Here is a 20,870-nt window from a genome sequence, read left to right as displayed (position 1 = left end):
CTTGACCTTGCCCCTGGAAACCGGATCCCTTGCTGAGTGGTTGAATACAGGCAAGGAGAACGGAAGTGACGAAGGCAACGAGAGCGCGCTACACGCTGGAGTTCAAGCTGGAAGCGGTCAGGCTGGTCAAGGCTGGCCAGAGCATGGCGGCGACGGCGAAGATCCTGGGCATTGCGCAACAGACGCTGCACAACTGGATCCGTGCGGACCGAGACGGTCGTCTGGCGGGGGCTGGAAGCAAGCCGGTGAGCCCAGAGCAGATGGAGATCGCCAGGCTGCGCGCGGAGCTGGCGCGGGTCAAGATGGAGCGCGACATCCTGGGAAAAGCGACGGCGTACTTCGCGAAGGAGCGGGGGTGAAGTACGCCTGGATCGAGCGTAACCGCAAGCGCTGGCCCGTGTCGGTGGCGTGCGCAGTTCTGGGGGTGAGCCCCAGTGGGTACCACGACCACCGTGTGCGCCAGGCACGACCACGACGTGGGATCAGCAACGATGCTCTGCTGGTTCATATCCGAGCGATCCATGCCGAAACGCGTGGCGAGTACGGCTGGCCGCGGATCTGGAAGGAACTGCTGGCACGCGGCATTCGGGTGGGTAAGGAGCGCGTTCGCAAGCTCATGAGCCTGCACGGCATCCGCGCCCGAGGCAAGCGCAAGTTCAAGGCTACGACCGACAGCAACCACAAGCTGCCGGTGGCGCCGAACCTTGTGGATCGGCAGTTCAAGCCGGCCACGCCGAACGCCGTGTGGACGAGCGACATCACGTATGTGGCCACCGACGAGGGCTGGCTGTACCTGGCGGTGATCATCGACCTGTTCAGCCGCCAGGTCGTGGGCTGGTCGATGCAGCCGCACATGCGGCGCGAGCTGGTGATTGACGCGTTGCACATGGCCTGGTTCCGCCGCCATCCGCCGCCGGGACTGATATGCCACAGCGATCGCGGCAGCCAATACTGCAGTGCCGACTTCCAGAAGGCGCTGACCGGCTACGGCATGCGCAGCTCGATGAGTCGCAAGGGGAACTGCTGGGACAATGCGCCCACGGAAAGCCTGTGGGGCTCGCTCAAGGTGGGCAGGCTGCACGGCAAACGCTTCAAGACCCGGCGCGACGCCATGGACGAGATCGTCGACTGGCTGACGTTCTACAACCACCGGCGGCTTCATTCGTCGTTGGGCTATGTCAGTCCGATGCAATTCGAACGGGCTTGGCTTGCCGCCCAGAAAAGGCAGGCTGCGTAACGGTCTCAGCTATGGGATCCGGAACTCGCGGGCAAGGTCACCTGGACACCCCGCGCGTGGCGGGCGTCCATTCATTGATGGTGACTATCGTTGGTCATCAATATTTTTATATTTAGGGTTTTCGCGGATGGTCGCCGGGTTTGACATGGATCAAACTATGTCGCGTCGGGTGCGTGTGCGTTGACAGGCTCGCGTTCGAATCGAAGTCGTTCTGTCAGGAGTAATGAAAATGGGTATGCCAACCAACCGACGTGCCGTGCTCAAGACCGGCACAGCGCTGGCGACGCTGGTGTCGCTGGGGATCGTGACGGCCGAGCAGGCGCTGGCGGCCAACCGCGACGCGTTTGCGGCCAAGAGCCTGGCCGATGCGCTCAAGGCCGTGGGTGGGCAGCCGGCCACGAGCGACCAGGTGCAAATCATTTCGCCCGACATCGCCGAAAACGGTGCCGTGGTGCCGGTGGGGGCGGTCAGCAAGATCCCCAACACGAGCGAGATCTACCTGCTGGTGGAGAAGAACCCGACGCCGCTGGCGGCGGCGTTCATGATTCCGGCGGGCACGGAAGCCGACGTGCAGACCCGTCTGAAGATGGGGCAAAGCACCAACGTGCTGGCGGTGGTCAAGGCCGACGGCAAGCTGTACTCGGCGGTCAAGGAAACCAAGGTGACGCTCGGCGGCTGCGGCGGCTGATCGGACACCACGCAAGGACAGACAAGGAGAGCAGACATGGCAGATCCGATGCGCATCCGGGCCAACGAGGCCGGTGGGGTGACGACGGTGCGGGTGCTCATGAGCCACCCGATGGAGCCTGGCACGCGCAAAGACGCGTCGGGCAACTTGGTGCCGGCGCACTACATCACGGACGTGGTGGCCACGCACAACGGCAAAGAAGTGCTCAAGGCGATGTGGAGCGGGGCGGTGTCGCAAAACCCGTTTCTGAGCTTCAAGTTCAAGGGTGGGGCCAAGGGCGACAAGGTCGTCGTCAAGTGGACCGACAACAAGGGCGAGTCGCGCACCGACGAGGCGGCCATCGCCTGAACCGGTTTTATCTCCCCAGGAGTTCATGATGAGAAAACGTTATTGGTTGCTCGCGGTTTTGTCATCGCTAGGCATGAGCGCTGGTGCCCAAGGAATCGATGCTTCCAAGGGCATCGAGGAATACCGCGCCATGCTTCAAGATGGCAACCCCGCCGAGCTGTTCGAGGTCAAGGGCGAGCAACTGTGGAAGCAAAAGCGCGGGCCCAAGAATGCATCGTTGGAGCAATGTGACCTGGGTGTCAGGTCCCGGACGATTACGTGGCACTTTTATGAAAAGTTCCGGTTTTTCTTTGTACCATCTTTTCATGGCCTCGATGGGCGGGACATGTCCCAGGGCTTTCTGGGGGATGTGGTGATTGTACAGCCAGACGTAGCGATGAATCGTTGCCTCCAGCGCTTCGCGGCTGTCGAAGCGATGGGTGGCGAGTACCTCGCTGATGCGCCCATTGAAGCGCTCGACCATGCCGTTCGTCTGCGGGCGGCGCGGTTTGGTCAGCCGATGCTCGATGTCGAGCGCCTGGCACAGTTCATCGAAGGCATGTGCTCCCGTGGGGGTGCGCTCTCCCCGGGTGATGAAGCGGTCGGTGAATTCCTTGCCGTTGTCGGTGAGGATCGTGTGCAGACGAAAGGGGGCCGCCTCGATGAGCGAGCTCAGAAAGCGCCGGGCGTTGGCGGCTGTCTTCTCCGGGTAGATGGCCACGAACACCCAGCGCGTCGCCCGGTCGATGGCCACGAAGAGGTAGCGGCGTTTGTCCTCGTCGGGCATCTGCGGCAGGTACTTCACGTCCAGATGCACGAACCCCGGCTCATAGGACTTGAAGGGTTTGTGCCCAGGCTTTTCCGCTTTGGGCTGCAGGGCCTTGAGCGAACCGACGCCGTGGCGGCGCAGGCAGCGATCCAGGCCAGATCGAGAGACGTTCGGCGTGATGAACTCACGAACCACAGCCAGCAGGTCGTCCAGAGGCAGCATCAAGGTCCTGCGCAGCTCCACCACGACCGCCTCCTGAAACGGGGTCAGGTTCGTCTGCAGACGGTGCGCCGTGTGCGGACGATCTTCGACGTCGGTGCGTTTCTTCCAGCGTCGGATGGTGTCCTCCGACACCCCGAGTTCCCGGGCAAGACGCCTCACCGGCAGGTTCGAGCTTTGGATGTAGCGCCGGGTCGCAGGGGTCGTGGTGGCGTTCTTGTGCAGTCGAACCATCATGACTTTTGCCTCCGTAGCTCCTCGATCAGCTCACGCATCGTCTCGCGACCTATGAATAATGCACGACGTCGCGGATCAATGCAATCGTCCGGGACCTGACACCTGGGCAAGGGCCCCGGGGTCGTCAAGGGTGCCTTCGTCGAGCTGCCACGCTACTTCAAGGATACCGGGCGCGTACAGGACCTGGAGAGCCGCCTGCTGACCTGCATGGAGACGCTGCAGGGCATCGACGTCAAGAAAGAGGTTTCGCAGCGCAGTTTCGGCAAGGGGGAGACGGCCAACGTCGTGGCGCTGGCCACGTGGATCGCGTCCGAGTCGCGTGACATGCGGTTCAACCTGCCGTTCAACACGCAGGCCGAGCGTGACATGTACGAGATCGGCAAGCGGCTGTTCTTCATGCGCGGTGGGCCGCACGATTTTTCGTGCGCCAGCTGCCACAGCGAAGACGGCAAGCGCATCCGCCTGCAGGAGCTGCCCAACCTGACCAAAAACCCCGGCGACGGCGTCGGTTTTGCCGCATGGCCCGCTTACCGCGTCTCCAACGGTCAGATGTGGAGCATGCAGCACCGCCTGAACGACTGCTACCGGCAGCAGCGTTTCCCCGAGCCCTTGTTTGCCAGCGACGTGACCATCGCGTTGGGGGTGTACATGGGCGTCAACGCGAAGGGCGCCAAGTCGATCGCGCCCGCCATTAAGCGCTGAATCGGAGACCTCGACATGAAATTCCATTGGTTGACCTGGGTGGCCCTCGCCGCTGTTGCTCTGGCTGGATGCGGCGCATCGCCGACAGCCGCCGACTATGACCGCATGACGATGGAGGTCGTCAAAAAATCCTTCGTCGAGCGCGGTATCGCCAAGCTCGATCGGCTCGAGCAAGATGAGGCACGGCTGGTGTGCTGGAAGGCCGAGGTCTCGGGCAAGGACCTCGACGAGAAAACCGCCAAAGCCATCGAGGAAGCGGCTCTGAAGTCCGTCATGTGGCCCAGCGATGGCAAGTTTCTGGGTGACTGGAAAGAGGGTGAGAAAATCGCGCAAAGCGGCCGCGGCTTGACGTGGTCCGACGATGAGAAAACGGTCAACGGGGGCAATTGCTACAACTGCCACCAGATCACGAAAGAAGAAATTTCGTACGGCACGTTGGGCCCCAGCTTGTACCAATACGGCAAGCTGCGCGGGGTGACCAACCCGAACGACCCGGCCGCCAAGCCGATCATCGAGTACACCTGGGCCAAGATCTGGAACTCGCGCGCGTTCAACGCCTGCACCAAGATGCCCAGCGCTGGCCACAGGGGCATCCTGAACGAGCAGCAAATCAAGCACGTGATGGCGTTGCTGCTGGATCCGCAGTCGCCCGTCAACAAGTGATTCCGGTTCGCGGCACCCGCCGCGACGGGTCTTGGGGGGAGGCCACTGGCCTCCTTTTTTTATCCCTGTGCCGCCGCTCGCGCCCGCTAAAATCGCCAGCATTCCCACTGCTGAGCACCACACCGCCGTGAATGCCCCCGTTTCTGCCTTGCACTTGTCGACATTCACCGGGGGGGACGCCCTTGGCCACTTTCGAGCGGGACAGTTGCTGGCGCGACTGCAGGGGGTGGACGAGCGCATCGTGGGCATCGCGGCGCGCTTCGTACACCTGGTGGCGACCGACGCCCCGCTGGACGACGCCAGCCGCCAGCGGTGGGCGGCGCTGCTGACGTATGGCGAGCCCTACCGCGGCCCCACGGAGGGTGTGCGCATCGTCGTCACGCCGCGCTTGGGCACGGTCTCGCCCTGGGCGTCCAAGGCCACGGACATCGCGCGCAACTGCGGCCTGAGCGCGCGGCGCGTCGAGCGTGTCGTCGAATATTGGCTCACCCTGCAAGCGCCCGGCTTGGGGGCCTTTCGCAAACGGCCTGCGGCGCTGGATGACGCCCAGTGGCACGCCTGCGCCGCGTTGCTGCACGACCGTATGACGGAGAGCGTGCTGCGCGACCTGGAGCAAGCCCGGGCCCTGTTCGTGCCGTTGGCCCCGCAGCCCTTGCAACGCGTCGATGTGCTCGGCCGCGGACGGGTGGCGCTGCAGGAGGCCAATGTCGCCTGGGGGTTGGCGCTGGCGGACGATGAGATCGATTACCTCGTCGACGCGTTCACACGTCTGGAGCGCAATCCCAGCGATGTGGAACTCATGATGTTCGCGCAGGCCAACAGCGAGCACTGCCGGCACAAGATTTTCAATGCCCAGTTCGTCATCGACGGGGTGGAGCAGCCGCACACGCTGTTTGGCATGATCCGCCACACGCACCAGACGGCGCCGCAGCACACCGTCGTGGCCTATGCGGACAACGCCGCGGTGATGGAAGGGCACACGCTCGAGCGCTTCGTGGCCGTGCCCGATGGCCAGGGCAGTCCTACCTATCGCCGCCGCCAGGCGCAGCACCATATCCTGATGAAGGTGGAGACGCACAACCACCCGACGGCCATTTCGCCGTTTCCAGGTGCAGCCACGGGCGCGGGTGGCGAGATCCGCGACGAGGGGGCCACGGGTCGTGGCGCGCGACCCAAGGCGGGGCTCACGGGGTTTTCGGTGTCGCGCCTGTGGGGTGGCTGGGCCGACGAGCCCGACGGCAAGCCCGCGCACATCGCCAGTCCGTTGCAAATCATGATCGAGGGCCCGCTGGGCGGTGCGGCGTTCAACAACGAGTTCGGTCGCCCCAACCTGCTGGGGTATTTCCGTGCGTACGAGCAGCGTGTCGCGTCAGACGTGGACGTGGTCAATCGCGGCTACCACAAGCCGATCATGATCGCGGGTGGCCTGGGTCAGATCGACGCCGCCCAGACGCACAAGGTGACGTTCCCGGCCGGTACGTTGCTGGTGCAGCTGGGCGGCCCGGGCATGCGTATCGGCATGGGGGGCGGTGCGGCCAGCTCGATGGCCAGCGGCGCCAATGCCGCGGAGCTGGACTTCGATTCGGTGCAGCGCGGCAATCCCGAGATCCAGCGCCGCGCGCAGGAGGTGATCAACCACTGCTGGGCGCTGGGCGCGGACAACCCGATTCTGGCCATCCATGACGTGGGCGCCGGGGGGCTGTCCAACGCGTTCCCGGAGCTGGTCAACGACGCCGGGCGCGGCGCGCGTTTCGACCTGCGCGCGATTCCGCTGGAGGAGTCGGGCCTGGCACCGAAGGAAATCTGGTGCAACGAGAGCCAGGAACGCTACGTGCTGGCCATTGCCCCCGACGCGCTGCCGCGCCTGGCCCAGTTGTGCGAGCGCGAGCGCTGTCCGTACGCCGTGGTCGGCGTCTCTACCGAGGAGCGGCAGCTCGTCGTCGAGGACGGGCAAGCTGCCGATGCACAAGCAGCCCGCCCGGTCGATATGCCGATGGACGTGCTGTTGGGCAAGCCACCGCGCATGCGGCGCGAGGTCACGCGCATCGCGCGCCGTTTCGCCGACTTCGACGGCACAGGGGTGGATCTACAGCAAGCGATCATTGGCGTGCTGGCGCACCCGACGGTGGCGAGCAAGCGGTTTTTGATCACGATCGGGGACCGCACGGTGGGCGGCCTGACGCACCGCGACCAGATGGTGGGGCCGTGGCAAGTGCCAGTGGCGGACTGTGCGGTCACGCTGGCGGACTTCTCGAGCCTGGCTGGCGAAGCGATGGCCATGGGTGAGCGCACGCCGATCGCGGCGCTCGACGCCCCCGCAGCGGGCCGCATGGCCGTGGCGGAGGCGATCACCAACTTGCTGGCCGCACCGATCGAGCTGTCGCGTGTCAAGCTCTCGGCCAACTGGATGGCCGCCTGCGGCGAGCCCGGTGAGGACGCGGCGCTGTACGACACGGTCAAGGCGGTGGGGCTGGAGCTGTGCCCGCAGCTGGGCATCGGTATTCCCGTGGGCAAGGACAGCCTGTCGATGCGCACGCAGTGGCGCGGCACGGACGGGCAGACGCACAAGGTGGTGGCGCCAGTCAGTTTGATCGTCAGCGCGTTTGCCACGCTGCCCGACGTGCGCGGCACGCTCACCCCGCAGCTCGACGCGCAAGAAGACACGACGCTGATTTTGATCGACCTCGGCCGAGGTCGCCATCGCATGGGCGGCTCGATCCTGGCGCAGGTGCTGGAGCAACCGGGCGGTGCGGCGCCCGATCTCGATGACCCGCAGGATCTGGTGCGGCTGGTGGCGGCGGTCAACGCCCTGCGCGCCGAAGGCCGCCTGCTGGCTTACCACGACCGCAGCGACGGCGGCTTGCTGGCCTGCGTGGCCGAAATGGCGTTTGCCGGCCACGTGGGCGTGACGCTCAACGTCGATTTGTTGGTCACCGAGGGCGACGGCATTCACGACAGCCGAGCCGACGTGGGCGATGCCAAAAACTGGGCGGCGCAGGTGAGCGCCCGCCGCGACGAACTCACGCTCAAAGGACTGTTCAGCGAGGAGCTGGGCGTGGTGCTGCAGGTGCGCAGCACCGAGCGCGACGCCGTGCTGCAAACCCTGCGCGCGCACGGGCTGTCCGCGTGCAGCCACGTGGTGGGCAAGACCCGTCCCGCCAGCAGCCCCATCGACGCGGGCAAGGGCGAGCTGCAGATCTGGCGCGACGCCCAGTGCATCTTCAGCGCCAAACTGCAAGACCTGCACCAGGTGTGGGACAGCGTGAGCTGGAAGATCTGCCAGTTGCGCGACAACCCGGCCTGCGCCGATGCGGAACACGCCGCCGCTGGGCAGTGCGACGACCCCGGCCTGCACGTGGCGTTGACCTTCGACCCCGCGCAGGACATCGCCGCCCCCTACGTGAACCGGCAGCGTCCGCGCGTGGCCATTTTGCGCGAGCAGGGCGTCAACTCCCACGTCGAGATGGCGTACGCGTTCGACAGCGCCGGCTTCGAGGCGGTGGACGTGCACATGACAGATCTGCTCAGCGGCCGCACGCGCCTGAGCGATTTTCAGGGACTGGTCGCCTGTGGTGGATTCAGCTACGGCGACACGCTGGGGGCAGGCATCGGCTGGGCGCGCTCGATCACGTTCCACCCCAGCCTCGCCGAGCAGTTTCAAGCGTTCTTCCAGCGCGGCGACACCTTTGGTCTGGGCGTGTGCAACGGCTGCCAAATGTTTGCCGAGTTGGCCGCCATCATCCCTGGTGCCGAACATTGGCCGCGTTTTACCACCAACGTCAGCGAGCGCTTCGAGGCGCGCCTGTCGCTGGTGGAAATCACCGACTCCCCCAGCCTGTTCTTCCAAGGCATGGCTGGCAGCCGCCTGCCGATTGCCGTGGCGCACGGCGAAGGCTATGCCAACTTCGGCCAGCGGGGCGATATCGACGCGGTGGCGGTGGCCATGCGCTACGTGGACCACCACGGCCAGCCAACCGAGGCCTACCCGTTCAACCCCAACGGCAGTCCGCGCGGCATCACCGCCGTCACTACGCCCGATGGGCGCTTCACCGCCATGATGCCGCACCCGGAGCGGGTGTTTCGCAATGCGCAAATGAGCTGGACCGACCTGGCCGCCACTGGTGGCATCGCGGCCTTCAGCCCCTGGATGCGCATGTTTCGCAACGCGCGCCGCTGGGTGGGCTAGGTGCGCTCGGTACGCTCATGCGGCCGCGTGCGGTAAAACTGCAGCGGCGCTTCGCTCGCCTGGCGCTCGGCCGCGCGCACGACGTGGCGTTTGATGCGTCCGACGACGTGCATCTCGCACGGTTTGCAGTCGAAGCGCAGCGTGAGCCGCTCGTCGCCATGCACCAGCACCAGCGGCTCGGCGCGGATCGTGCCCTGCACGCCCGTCACCCCCTTGGCTTGCTTGGGGCACAGGCTCAGGCTGTAGCGCACACAGTGCTTGGTGATCATGAGGCTGGCCTCGCCCAGCGTTTCGTGGCTCTCGTAGGCGGCTTCGATCACGCGCACCCCATGGCGGGCGTAGAAATCGCGCGCCTTGTGGTTGTAGACGTTGGCCAGGTAGGTCAGCACGTCTTCGGAGTAGGGCACGGGCGGCTCCACGGCGGGCGCACGCATGGGCCGCGGGCGGGCGGCTTCGCGCCCTGTCATCAGCGCCGCGACGGCCTCGCGCCGCAGGGCGTTGACGCGTGAGGCGGGCAGGAACCAGGGCTGTGGCAGCGCCACGTCCACCGAAACCGGTTCGAACACTGTGTCGCCCAGGCGGCTGAGCCCCTCGACCAGCTTGGCCTCGTTGGCGCGCGCGTCACGCGCAACCTCGAACGGGCCCGCCACGGTGGCGGTGCCGGTGCAGCCGTCGGCGTCGGTCAGGGTCAGCTGCAGGGCGTCGCCCTGCGCGCGCAACTGCACCCACAGCGGGATGCGCCGCTGCGCCGAGGGGCGTTCCAGCAGCCGCACCCAGGCCATGCTGCGGTTGCGGTTGACCGTCGTGCCGGGCCGCAAATCCTTGAGCGTGGCCATCGGATCTTTGGGGAAGACGCGCCAGCGCACACCGCCGTCCGTGCCCGGCCCCCGTCGCTCGACACGGTTGGTTTGCAGGCCAACCAGGTTGTTCTGCAGGTCTAGGTAGCACAGGCCATCGCCATTGGCCAGTTCGGTGCTGGGATCGTGGGTTTCCAGCTCGAGGTGGTCGGCCGCGGTGCGCACCACCCAGCCGATCGGGCGACCGGGATTTTTGGGGCTGTCGAAGGCGCCGATGTCGATCTGGCGTCCGTTGACGAAGTAATCGGTGAAGTCGCGGTTGAAGTTCTGCTCGGGGTCGGGGGTGAAGGTGTAGGTGCAACGGCCGCTGGAGGAGGGCGCCAGATCTGGGCGCTCATCCAGGATGGCATCGAGCAGACGGCGGTAGTGGGCGGTGATGTTCTTCACGTAGCCCATGTCCTTGTAGCGGCCTTCGATCTTGAAGCTGCGCACGCCCGCGTCGATGAGCGCGCGCAGGTTCGCGCTTTGGTTGTTGTCCTTCATGGACAGCACGTGCTTGTCGTGCGCAAGGATGCGGCCTTGCGCGTCGAGCACCTGATAAGGCAGGCGACACGCCTGCGAGCAGTCACCCCGGTTGGCGCTGCGGCCGGTGTGGGCGTGGCTGATGTAGCACTGGCCGCTGTAGGCCACGCACAGCGCGCCGTGCACGAAGAACTCCAGCACCGCTCGCCCCGGCGCGTCGCGCGGGCCCAGCGCGGCGTCCACCGCCGCGATTTGCTCCAGCGTCAGCTCGCGCGCCAGTACCACCTGCGAAAAACCCACGTCCTGCAAAAAACGCGCCTTTTCGGGGGTGCGGATGTCGCATTGCGTGCTGGCGTGCAGCTGGATCGGCGGCAAATCCAGCTCGAGCAGGCCCATGTCTTGCACGATGAGCGCGTCCACGCCAATGTCATAGAGCTGGTGCACGAGCCGACGCGCCGGCTCGAGCTCGTCGTCCCGCAAGATGGTGTTGAGCGTGACGAAGACGCGCGCGTGGTAGCGGTGCGCGTGGCGCACCAGGCGCTCGATGGCGCTGACCGGATTGGCGGCGTGGGCGCGCGCCCCGAAGCCAGGCCCGCCGATGTAGACCGCATCCGCCCCGTGGTTGACGGCCTCGATGCCGATGTCGGCATCGCGCGCGGGTGACAGGAGTTCGAGCTGGTGGGGCCGCATAATCGATTGATTTCGTCCAAAACGCTCGATTGTCCCAAATCCCGCCATGAAACGCCATGAATTCCGCTGCTTGCACCGCCTGCGCGTGCGCTGGGCCGAGGTGGACATGCAAGGCATCGTGTTCAATGCCCACTACCTGATGTACTTCGACGTCGGCATGACCGAATATTGGCGGGCGCTGGCCTTGCCCTATGCGGAGGCGATGCAGGCGCTGGGTGGTGAGCTTTATGTCCGCAAAGCGACGCTGGAGTTTGTGGCCAGCGCGCGCATGGATGACGAGGTAGACGTGGCACTGCGCTGCGAGCGCATCGGCCACACGTCGATGACCATGACCGGCGCCATTTTTCGGGGAGAGCGGGCGCTGGTGGGGGCCGAGATCGTCTATGTTTTCGCCGATCCGGCCACGCAGACCGCGCGCCCGGTACCCGCTGCGTTGCGTGAGTTGATCCAACGCTACGAGGCGGGGCAGGAGGTGCTGCGCGTGGTCACTGGCCGGTGGAGCGCGCTGGAGCGTGATGCGGCACCGCTGCGGCGGGCGGTGTTCGTGGACGAGCAGGGCATCCCGGAGTCCGAGGAGTGGGATGCGGCCGACGCGACGGCGCTGCATGCGGTGGCGATCAATGCCCTGGGGCAAGCCGTGGGCACGGGTCGGCTGCTCGCGGCGGAGCCCGGCGTGGGCAAAATCGGCCGCATGGCGGTACACCGCGCGCTGCGCGGCACGGGCGTCGGTGCGCGCGTGTTGGCGGCGTTGATCGAGGCGGCGCGCACGCGCGGCGACCACACCCTGCGCTTGAGCGCGCAGCGCACGGCAATGGGCTTCTATCAGCGGCAGGGCTGGCAGTGCGTGGGCGAGCCGTACGACGAGGTCGGGATCCCGCACCAGACGATGGAGCGGCGTTTGTGAGCGCCCGCGGCCGCGGTCCGAGTCGCGGCACGATCGGCCAGCGTTAGGCGGCCGGCCCCAGCGTATCGATGCGGTCGGTGATGATGCCGTCCAGCCCCCAGTCCAGCAGGGTGGCGGCGCGCGCGGCGTCGTTGACGGTGTAGGTGAGCAAGCGCCAACCCTCGCTGCGGCAGTACGCGATCAGGGCTTCGTCCCACAACGTGTGGTTGAGCACCACCGCGCTGCAGCCCAGTTGGTGTGCCACGGTCCAGCAGTCCGGCCACAATGTATCGAGCAGCAGGCCCCGGGGCAGGTGCGGGCATGTCTGTTGGGCGGCTTGGAGCGCGACCGGTTGAAACGAGGTCAGCAGCGGCCAGGCGGGCCCCTGCGGCTGACCGGCGCCGTAGGTGCGCCAGAGATTGTCCACTGCCTCGGCCACCGAGCGCCCGGTCTCTGGCTCGGTGCCTGGCGTGGGTTTGATCTCCAGGTTGAGCCATGCGCCGCGCGGCAGCGCCCAATGCGCGAGCGTGTCCAGGCGCAGCAACCGCTCACCCGCGTAGGCTGGGCTGTGCCAGCTACCTGCATCCAGCGCCGCCAGTGTCGACCAAGGCAGATCGCCGGCGCGTCCGCGCCCGTTCGTCGTGCGCTCCAGCGTCGCATCGTGCAGCAAAAAGGGCACCCCATCGGCGGAGAGCTTGACGTCGCACTCGAACGCGCGCCAACCGTGCTGCCAGCCCAGCTCGAAGGCTGCCAGCGTATTTTCCGGCGCGAGCTTGCCCGCACCGCGGTGCGCGATCCAGCGCGGAATGGGGGTGGAGGGCACATCGGTCATGGGGAGCCTCCGCAGGATTCAGCCGATGCGCTGGCCGCTGTCCGGGTCGAAGGCGTGCAGCCGATCGTCCATGGGACGCACGTGCACGGTGTCGCCCACCCCGGGGTGGCAAGGGTCGGACTCGGCGATGCGCACCGTGATGGGCTGGCCGTGGGTTTGCCCGTGGATCAGGCGCTCGGCGCCCAGCAGCTCGACTGCCTCCACCTGCACCGCCCAGCCCTGGCCCGACTCGACCACCCGCAGGTGTTCGGGCCGAATGCCGAGTAGGGTGCCGGGGCGCGCCCCGGGCACGTCGCGCAACAGGTTCATCGACGGCGAGCCGATGAAGGTGGCCACGAACGTGGTGGCCGGCCGGTGATAGACCTCCTCCGGTGTGCCGAATTGCTCCATGCGCCCGGCATTCATCACCATCACGCGCTGGGCGAGCGTCATGGCCTCGACTTGGTCGTGGGTCACGAACAGGCTGGTGATGCCCAGGTCCCGGTGCAGCTTTTGAATTTCCAGCCGGGTTTGCACGCGCAGCTTGGCGTCGAGGTTGGACAGCGGCTCGTCGAACAGAAACACTTGCGGCTGGCGCACGATGGCGCGCCCCATGGCGACGCGCTGGCGCTGCCCGCCCGAGAGCTGGCGCGGCTTGCGCTGCAGCAGGTGGCCTAACTCCAGAATGCTGGCGGCCTGTTCCACGCGGCGGCGAATTTCCTCCTTGGGCACGCCGTGCAGCTTGAGCCCATACGCCATGTTGTCGAACACCGTCATGTGGGGGTACAGCGCGTAGTTCTGAAACACCATGGCGATGTCGCGGCGCGCGGGCTCCAGGTGGTTGACGACGCGCTCGCCGATGCGGATGGTGCCATCGCTGATCGTCTCCAGCCCCGCCACCATACGCAACAGGGTGGACTTGCCACAGCCCGACGGGCCGACGATGACCACGAACTCGCCGTCGCCGACGTCGGCGCTCAAGCCATGAATGGCAGTGACGGGCTCGCGCGCCCCCTCGTAGCGCTTGACGACACGTTCGAAATGCAAAGAAGCCATGCAGAGATATCCTTCGAAGACTCAACCAAAGGGATTTATTTCTCGGTATCGACCAGTCCCTTGACGAACCATTTTTGCATCGCCAGAACCACCACGGCGGGTGGTAGCATCGCCAGCATGGCTGTCGCCATCACCACGTTCCATTCGGTATAGGCTTCGCCTGCGATCAAACGCTTGATGCCCAGCACGATGGGATACATCGATTCGTCGGTCGTGACCAGCAACGGCCAAAGATACTGGTTCCAGCCGTAGATGAACTGGATCACGAATAGCGCGGCGATGCTGGTGCGCGACATCGGCAGCAGCACGTCCCAGAAAAAGCGCATCGGCCCGGCGCCGTCCACCCGGGCGGCTTCTACCAATTCGTCCGGTACGGTCAGAAAAAACTGCCGAAACAAGAACGTGGCGGTGGCCGAGGCGATCAGTGGCACGGTCAGCCCTGCATAGGTGTTGAGCATGCCCAGGTTGGCAATGACTTCGTAGGTGGGGCCGATACGCACCTCCACCGGCAGCATCAGCGTCACGAAGATCATCCAAAACACCAGATTACGCAGCGGAAAGCGGAAATACACGATGGCAAAAGCCGACAAGAGCGAAATGATGATCTTGCCGATCGCAATCGTCAGCGCCATGACCAGGCTGACCCACAACATCGGCAGGCCTGGTGCGAAGCGGCTGCCGGCACTGGTTTCGCCACCGAATAGGGCCAAGCGATAGTTTTCCCAGCCATGCGAGCCGGGTATCAGGGACAGGGGGGCGCTGCTCGCGATATCCTGCGCGCTTTGGGTAGAGGCCACCAGCGTCAGGTAGACGGGAAAGGCGACGATGGCAACGCCCACGATCAAAATGAGGTGGGACAGCGCATCCAGCCAAGGGCGACGTTCGACCATGGTATGAGGGGCCTCCGGTTCAGTATTGCACTTTGCGCTCGATGTAGCGGAATTGCACCACGGTCAGCGCGATCACGATGGCCATGAGAATGACCGACTGCGCCGCCGAGCCGCCCATGTCCAACGCCTTGAACCCGTCGTAGTACACCTTATAGACCAAGATGGCCGTGTCTTTGCCCGGACCGCCCTGGGTGGTGGCGTCGATGATGGCAAAGGTATCGAAGAAGGCGTACACCACGTTGATCACGAGCAAAAAAAACGTGGTGGGCGACAGCAGGGGAAATACGATGGTCCAGAAACGCCGCCAGGGTGTGGCGCCATCGATCGTGGCGGCCTCGATCAGCGAGCGGGGGATCGATTGCAGCCCGGCGAGGAAAAACAAAAAGTTGTATGAAATCTGCTTCCACACCGCAGCCAGCACGACCAGCGTCAGCGCATGTTGGCTATTGAGGCGGTGGTTCCAGTCCACGCCCACGTGCTGCAACGCCCAGGCCACCACACCCATGGGCGAGGCGAACATGAACATCCACAGCACTCCAGCCACCGCCGGGGCCACGGCGTAGGGCCAAATGAGCAGCGTTTTGTACCAGCGCGCACCACGCACCACGCGGTCGGCCATCACGGCCAGCAACAGCGATACCGCCAGCCCGATGACGGCCACCAGCAGTGAAAATACCGCCGTCACACGAAACGACTGCAGGTAGGTGGCGTCGTTGAACAGACGCTCGAAATTGGCCCAGCCGACGAATTCGACGTGGCCGCCGAAGGCGTCTTGCTCCATGACGCTTTGCACGAGCGCCTGACCCGCTGGCCAGAAAAAGAAAACCGTCACGATGGCCAGCTGTGGGGCGACCAACAGCCAGGGTAGCCAAGCGGATGCAAAACGGACACGTTTTTCCATGACGTCAGATCGGTCGAAAAAGACAAGCCGCCCACAGCCGTGCGGCCGGGCGGCGTCGCCTGGAGCGCCGCTACCGATTGGGGAAGCGGCGTCAGGCACGGGGAGTCACCGCGTCACAGACGCCCCTGATTGGCGCGCTGGAAGCGCTCGAGCTGCTCGTTGCCGCGGCGCACCGCGTCGTCGAGGCCCTGCTTGGCGGTCTTCTTGCCAGCCCAGACTTGCTCCATTTCCTCGTCGATGATGGTGCGAATTTGGACGAAGTTGCCCAAACGGATGCCGCGCGATTTGTCGGTGGTCTTGCGGATCATTTGTTCGACCGAGACATCGGTACCAGGATTTTGCTTGTAGAAACCCGACTTTTCGGTCAATTCGTAGGCGGCCTTGGTCACGGGCAAGTAACCGGTGCGCTGATGGCTCTTGGCCGCCACGTCGGGTTTGGACAGATGGGCAAAGAACTGCGCCACACCTTTGTACTCGTTGTCTTTCTTGCCGGCCATCACCCACAGGCTGGCACCGCCGATGATGGTATTTTGCGGCGCACCAGGTACATCGGGGTAGTAGGGCAGGGTGGAGATGCCGAAGTCGAACTTGGCGTTGCGCTTGACGTTGCCGTACAGAGCCGAGCTGCCGGTCATCATGGCGCACTCACCCGAGACGTAGGTAGCGTCCGCCGCGTTGCCGCGGCCTTTGTAGACGAATAGGCCTTGGTTGGCCATGTTGGCCAGGTTTTCGATGTGGCGCACGTGCAGTGGCGAGTTGAACGCCAAACGCGCGTCCAGGCCGCCGAAGCCGTTGTTCTTCGTGGCGAACTCAACATTGTGCCAGGCCGAGAAGCTCTCGAGCTGCGTCCAGCTCTGCCAGCTGGTGGTGAAGGGGCACTTGTGACCAGACGCCTTGAGCTTGGCCGCGGCCAGCGCTACCTCGGGCCAGCTTTTGGGCGGCTTGTTGGGATCGAGCCCGGCGGCCTTGAAGGCATCTTTGTTGTAGTGCAGCACCGTGGTGGAGCTGTTGAACGGGAAGCTCAGCATCTGACCATTGGGCGCGGTGTAGTAGCCTTTGACCGCGTCCACGTAGGCATTGGGGTCGAACGTCACGCCTGCCTTTTTCATGACCTCGGCGACGGGCACGATGGCGTTGCGGCTGGCCATCATCGTGGCGGTACCGACCTCGAACACTTGCAGGATGTGGGGAGCGTTGCCGGCGCGGAAAGCGGCAATCGCAGCCGTCATCGACTCGTCATAGCTGCCCTTGAACACGGGCACGACCTTGTAGTCCTTTTGGCTGGCGTTGAACTCGTTGGCCAGGTCGTTGACCCACTCGCCCAACGCGCCACCCATGGAGTGCCACCAGACGATTTCGGTCTGGGCGTGGGCGCTGGCCACGCCGGCAGCCAAGACGGTGGCAGCGAACAGGTGCTTGAGGGGTTTGCTCATCGTGACTCCTTGGGGTCGGGGTTGTTGCGAAAACAGACGAAAGCGCCCGATAGTTTCCGAATGCAATGTGAAAGTTTAGTGACAAAATGCCCCGATGGGCGAACACCTAGGGTTTGCCCGCGTGCGCGGGTGTCGCGCTGGCGTCGTGCGGCACAATTGCCGCATGAACGAATCCACGCCCACGCGTCGGCGCCGCGCCCTCAACCCCCGCCAGAGCGATCTGCTGGCCGCCGTGCGGCAGGCGGGCACGCTGCGCATCGAGGATCTGGCGCAGCGCTTTGGCGTCACGCTGCAAACCGTGCGGCGCGACGTGCGGCAACTGGAGCAGATGGGATTGCTGGCGCGCTACCACGGGGGCGTGCGGACCCCCGTGTCTACCGTCGAAAACCTGGCCTACACGCAGCGTCAGACGCTCAATGCGCAGGCCAAGGCCGCCATCGCGCAGGCCGTGGCGCGCGACGTGCCGGCGGGCTGCTCGCTCATCCTCAACATCGGCACCACCACCGAGGCGGTGGCGCGCGCGCTGCTGCAACATCGGGGCTTGCGCGTCATCACCAACAACCTCAACGTGGCGGCCATCCTGTCGGACAACCCGGACTGCGAGGTCATCATCACCGGAGGGGTGGTGCGCCCGCGCGACCGCGGCATCGTCGGCGAGGCGTCGCTGGATTTTCTGCGCCAGTTCCGGGTCGACATCGCGCTCATCGGTATCTCGGGCATCGAGACCGACGGCACGCTGCGCGACTACGACGTGCGCGAGGTGCGCGCCGCGCGCACCATCATCGAGCACGCCCGCCAGGTGTGGTTGTGTGCCGATGCCAGTAAGTTTGGCCGCCCGGCAATGGTGGAAGTCGGGCACATCGCCGAGCTCACCCGCGTCTACACCGACCGCGCGCCGCCTGCGCCGTTCGATGCGATGCTGCGCGATGCCGACGTCGCCTGCGTGGTGGCCAACCCGGCGGGTTGATCGTTGACGCATGGCTGCCCACCCCAGTTGGGCAGCCGTCCCCAACGGGGTGTCGCAGCGGTGGCGGCTGTCGGCCCCTGCTGCGGCGCATAGACCCATTCGCCGACGTGCAGGCTGCCGTCGGCCGACCAGCGTGCGATCAGGCTGCTGCGGGTACCATAGCGGCGCTGGGGCAGATAGACGTAGGGGCTGGACTCGAGGTGCGCCCGCTCGTCGTCATGGGGCACGTGGCGTTGCAGCGCTTGCAACAGCCGATCGGTCGCCGAATCCGCGTCGGGTGCAGCCAGCGCCTGGTTCAGGGCATCGCGCAGCGCCACCACTTTGGGCCAGGGGGTGTCCAGCGCGGCGTTGGACAGTCCGTAGACGCCCGGGGGCAGCTCGCCGCCCCACCAGCCCCCGACGCGTACCACGGGCATGGTGGCCGCCCGGTGGGGGGTGGGGTCGCGGTTGGTCAACCAGGCCCAGCAGCCGCGGCGCACGTCGCCCAGCACCAGGTTGCAGCCGTTGTAGTCGTGCGCCGCGTGGTGGCGGGCCATCTCCTGCCACGTCGTGGGCGCCTGGCGGACCAGCCAGCGCGTGACGAGCTCGCCGCGGCTGCGCGCGGCCGCCGCCTCCGGTGGCCAGGCGCGCACATTGGTCAGCATAGCCACGCGCCCTTGTTCGCCGAAGGCCAACCACGAGCCCCCGGCCAGACCATCGCGGCCACCCAGGATCGTGGTGCCGTCCGACGAGTGCCAGACATCCAACGCCAGCGTGGGGCGATCCCACTGTTCGTCGCGGTTGGCGACCACCCACAGGGGGTGTTCGGTCGATTGACCGATGGCCCAGGCCATCAGGCACATGGCGTCAGATGTCCTGCCGCAGCTCGTAGGGCAGGGGACGCAGATGCAAGGCTGGCCCGTCCATTGACCCGGCTCGCAATGGCTGCCCATCGACTGCAGAGGTTTGCAGTGCCACGATGGCGTCCCAGCCTGCCTGCGGGTTGGGCGCAGCCTGGGCGATCACGCCCACTGGCTGTTCGGGATCGGACGGGTGAAACACCTCTTGTCCTGCGGCCAATGGGCCGTCGGCATGGGCCAAGTGGCCGCGGCGCTTGAGCGTGCCGCGAAACTGGCTGCGCGCGACCACCTCCTGCCCGGGGTAGCAGCCCTTCTTGAAGTTGACGCCCCCGACCGATTCGTAATTGAGCATTTGCGGCACGAAAACTTCGGCCACGGCGTCGCTCACCTGTGCGACGCCGCTCATGACGTCGAGCCACCGCCAATGTTCCAGGGACAGGGTGTCGCCGGCGGGAGCGGGCGCACCGGCCGGCTGAATCAGCAGGGCCCGCTCCACGCCGGCTCCGGGCGGCAGACGCACCCAGGCGCGGTCCGCATCGCGCCAAAGTCGCCACCACTCGGTGCTCAGGGTGCCAGGCACCGACGGTCCCGCGACCCCCCAGATGTCCCACTGGTCGGATGCGTCGGCCAGCCGCACCTTGGCGCGCAGCACGAACATCGACAAGCGCTTGAGCATGGGCGCGATGCGCTCGCGCAGCGTGCACAGCAGCACGCCACCCTCGGCGCGCAGCACCAAGCCAGTCATCAACATGCGCCCCTTGGGGTTGCAATAGGCGGCCAGCCGAGCTTCATCGTCGCGCAAGCTCAAGACATCTTGCGTCAGTTGCCCGTGCAGGAAGGCAGCGGCGTCGTCCCCCGTGGCCGACAGCACGCCCCAGTCGTGCAGGCGCGTGCAACCCACCACGACGGGGGTGGGCAGAGCATGGTGGGCAGTGGTGTCTGATGCAGGTGTCATGGCTGTGACGGCTATCATGTCGGTCTCTATTGTCTGTCAGGCGGAGGAGACAATCCCCCGCGGCCCCCATTGTCCGTGAGCCGATCATTGCCTTCTTCCCTTGCCCGTTGGTCTTTATGGGTCGCGCTGGCGGTTCTCGCGACCGCCACTGCCGTGGCGCTGTGGCTGCATCGTCCGCTGCCCCTGCGGCTCGCCGGGCAACCCTACGTGGACGTCGTGATCGAGCCGGGCATGTCCGCCCGCCAAATTGCCGAGCACTTGGTCGAGGCGGGGGTGGACACCTCGGCTTGGGGCCTGTTCGCTTGGTTTCGCCTGTCTGGACAGGCGCACCTGCTCAAGGCCGGTAGCTACGAAATCGAGCCGGGCACCACCCCCCGTGCGCTACTCGAACAGTTGGTGCGCGGCCGCCAAGCCGTGCGGCGCCTGACGCTGGTGGAGGGCTGGAATCTACGTCAGGTGCTGCAGGCGGTGCGGACGGCCGAACACTTGGTCGATGATTTGCCCCCTGGGGACGACCCGGTGGCGCTGGCGCGGCATCTGGGGTTGCCCAGCGGCCATGCCGAAGGCCGATTTTTCCCGGACACCTATATTTACCCCAAGCGATCGACCGCCTCGCGCGTGCTGCAGCAGGCCGCCGCGGCGATGGACGAGCGGCTGGCGCAGGCGTGGGCGCAGCGCCAGCCCAGCCTGCCGCTGCGTTCGCCGGAGGAGGCGCTGATCCTGGCCAGCATTGTCGAGAAGGAAACCGGCCACGGACCCGATCGCCCGCTGATCGCCGGTGTCTTCATCAACCGATTGCGCATCGGCATGCGGCTGCAGAGCGACCCCACGGTCATTTACGGCCTGGGCGAGCGCTTCGATGGCAATCTGCGTCGGCGCGACCTGCTGACCGACACACCCTACAACACGTATACCCGAGCGGGGCTGCCGCCCACCCCGATTGCGATGCCCGGTTGGGATGCGCTGCTGGCCACGGTGCAGCCCGCCTCGACGCGCGCGCTGTATTTCGTGGCCCGGGGTGATGGCACCAGCGCCTTCAGCCAAAGCCTGGAGGAGCACAACCGAGCCGTGCGGCGGTATCAGTTGGGGCGGTGACAT

At 65.8% G+C, this 20,870-nt stretch carries 16 protein-coding genes and 2 pseudogenes; 9 read left to right on the top strand and 9 right to left on the bottom strand.

The window, feature by feature from the left end; genetic code table 11:
• Window positions 1-65: 65 nt before the first annotated feature.
• The 3 genes from ACPYIS_RS10205 to soxZ all read left to right on the top strand — a co-directional run bounded on the left by ACPYIS_RS10205 (window position 66) and on the right by soxZ (window position 2,273).
• Window positions 66-1,237 (top strand): IS3 family transposase gene (locus ACPYIS_RS10205; protein ID WP_424859250.1). Its coding sequence is split into 2 segments (ribosomal slippage): window positions 66-321 and window positions 321-1,237, totalling 1,173 coding nucleotides; the frame shifts between segments, so codons are not numbered across the junction.
• Between the two features lie 235 nt (window positions 1,238-1,472).
• Window positions 1,473-1,925 carry a thiosulfate oxidation carrier protein SoxY gene (gene soxY / locus ACPYIS_RS10200; protein WP_424860197.1) on the top strand — a complete coding sequence of 151 codons (453 nt, stop codon included), beginning with the start codon at window positions 1,473-1,475 and terminating at the stop codon, window positions 1,923-1,925.
• A 36-nt stretch (window positions 1,926-1,961) separates the two neighbouring features.
• Window positions 1,962-2,273 (top strand): thiosulfate oxidation carrier complex protein SoxZ, encoded by a 312-nt coding sequence (gene soxZ, locus ACPYIS_RS10195; protein ID WP_424894629.1) that lies wholly within the window; start codon window positions 1,962-1,964, stop codon window positions 2,271-2,273.
• Between the two features lie 238 nt (window positions 2,274-2,511).
• Here the strand turns inward: soxZ and ACPYIS_RS10190 are convergent.
• A pseudogene (locus tag ACPYIS_RS10190) lies at window positions 2,512-3,477 on the bottom strand (IS481 family transposase); the annotation flags it as partial.
• 102 nt (window positions 3,478-3,579) lie between these two features.
• Here ACPYIS_RS10190 and soxA point away from each other — a divergent pair.
• The 3 genes and pseudogenes from soxA to purL form a co-directional block, all read left to right on the top strand.
• A pseudogene (gene soxA, locus ACPYIS_RS10185) lies at window positions 3,580-4,179 on the top strand (sulfur oxidation c-type cytochrome SoxA); the annotation flags it as partial.
• A gap of 15 nt (window positions 4,180-4,194) precedes the next feature.
• Window positions 4,195-4,842 (top strand): sulfur oxidation c-type cytochrome SoxX, encoded by a 648-nt coding sequence (gene soxX / locus ACPYIS_RS10180; RefSeq protein WP_299018589.1) that lies wholly within the window; start codon window positions 4,195-4,197, stop codon window positions 4,840-4,842.
• Between the two features lie 127 nt (window positions 4,843-4,969).
• Window positions 4,970-9,028: a phosphoribosylformylglycinamidine synthase gene (gene purL / locus ACPYIS_RS10175; RefSeq protein WP_299018591.1), complete on the top strand. Its 4,059-nt coding sequence runs from the start codon at window positions 4,970-4,972 to the stop codon at window positions 9,026-9,028.
• On the opposite strand, the gene ACPYIS_RS10170 is transcribed toward purL, so the two are convergent.
• Window positions 9,025-11,037: a peptidase U32 family protein gene (locus tag ACPYIS_RS10170; protein WP_425973548.1), complete on the bottom strand. Its 2,013-nt coding sequence runs from the start codon at window positions 11,035-11,037 to the stop codon at window positions 9,025-9,027. The genes purL and ACPYIS_RS10170 overlap by 4 nt on opposite strands.
• A 46-nt stretch (window positions 11,038-11,083) precedes the next feature.
• Between ACPYIS_RS10170 and ACPYIS_RS10165 the strand changes: the two genes are divergently transcribed.
• Window positions 11,084-11,941: a YbgC/FadM family acyl-CoA thioesterase gene (locus tag ACPYIS_RS10165; protein ID WP_425973546.1), complete on the top strand. Its 858-nt coding sequence runs from the start codon at window positions 11,084-11,086 to the stop codon at window positions 11,939-11,941.
• Between the two features lie 43 nt (window positions 11,942-11,984).
• Here the strand turns inward: ACPYIS_RS10165 and ugpQ are convergent, their stop codons facing one another.
• The 5 genes from ugpQ to ugpB all read right to left on the bottom strand — a co-directional run bounded on the left by ugpQ (window position 11,985) and on the right by ugpB (window position 17,011).
• A complete protein-coding gene (ugpQ, locus tag ACPYIS_RS10160; RefSeq protein WP_424859263.1) occupies window positions 11,985-12,752 on the bottom strand; it encodes a glycerophosphodiester phosphodiesterase in 768 nt (255 codons plus the stop codon).
• An 18-nt stretch (window positions 12,753-12,770) separates the two neighbouring features.
• Complete coding sequence (gene ugpC / locus ACPYIS_RS10155; RefSeq protein ID WP_299018599.1) at window positions 12,771-13,787, bottom strand: sn-glycerol-3-phosphate ABC transporter ATP-binding protein UgpC; 1,017 nt, start codon at window positions 13,785-13,787, stop codon at window positions 12,771-12,773.
• 35 nt (window positions 13,788-13,822) lie between these two features.
• On the bottom strand, window positions 13,823-14,677 hold the full coding sequence (gene ugpE, locus ACPYIS_RS10150; RefSeq protein WP_299018601.1) for a sn-glycerol-3-phosphate ABC transporter permease UgpE: 855 nt from the start codon (window positions 14,675-14,677) through the stop codon (window positions 13,823-13,825).
• 19 nt (window positions 14,678-14,696) lie between these two features.
• On the bottom strand, window positions 14,697-15,578 hold the full coding sequence (gene ugpA / locus ACPYIS_RS10145; RefSeq protein WP_299018603.1) for a sn-glycerol-3-phosphate ABC transporter permease UgpA: 882 nt from the start codon (window positions 15,576-15,578) through the stop codon (window positions 14,697-14,699).
• A gap of 113 nt (window positions 15,579-15,691) precedes the next feature.
• Window positions 15,692-17,011 (bottom strand): sn-glycerol-3-phosphate ABC transporter substrate-binding protein UgpB, encoded by a 1,320-nt coding sequence (ugpB, locus tag ACPYIS_RS10140; protein ID WP_299018605.1) that lies wholly within the window; start codon window positions 17,009-17,011, stop codon window positions 15,692-15,694.
• A 163-nt stretch (window positions 17,012-17,174) separates the two neighbouring features.
• Between ugpB and ACPYIS_RS10135 the strand changes: the two genes are divergently transcribed.
• Window positions 17,175-17,978: a DeoR/GlpR family DNA-binding transcription regulator gene (locus ACPYIS_RS10135; RefSeq protein WP_299018607.1), complete on the top strand. Its 804-nt coding sequence runs from the start codon at window positions 17,175-17,177 to the stop codon at window positions 17,976-17,978.
• Here the strand turns inward: ACPYIS_RS10135 and ACPYIS_RS10130 are convergent.
• A complete protein-coding gene (locus ACPYIS_RS10130) occupies window positions 17,891-18,820 on the bottom strand; it encodes an NRDE family protein (protein WP_299018609.1) in 930 nt (309 codons plus the stop codon). The two genes, ACPYIS_RS10135 and ACPYIS_RS10130, sit on opposite strands and share 88 nt — an antisense overlap.
• Before the next feature lie 4 nt (window positions 18,821-18,824).
• On the bottom strand, window positions 18,825-19,772 hold the full coding sequence (locus ACPYIS_RS10125; protein WP_425973545.1) for a YgfZ/GcvT domain-containing protein: 948 nt from the start codon (window positions 19,770-19,772) through the stop codon (window positions 18,825-18,827).
• Window positions 19,773-19,847: 75 nt separating this feature from the next.
• Here ACPYIS_RS10125 and mltG point away from each other — a divergent pair, with 75 nt between their 5' ends.
• Window positions 19,848-20,867: an endolytic transglycosylase MltG gene (gene mltG, locus ACPYIS_RS10120; protein WP_425973543.1), complete on the top strand. Its 1,020-nt coding sequence runs from the start codon at window positions 19,848-19,850 to the stop codon at window positions 20,865-20,867.
• The last annotated feature ends 3 nt before the right edge of the window (window positions 20,868-20,870 follow it).

This window comes from Tepidimonas sp. HKU78, assembly GCF_049860815.1.
In the GTDB taxonomy this organism is placed as follows: domain Bacteria; phylum Pseudomonadota; class Gammaproteobacteria; order Burkholderiales; family Burkholderiaceae_C; genus Tepidimonas.
This window is presented reverse-complemented; position numbering and strand designations above follow the sequence as displayed.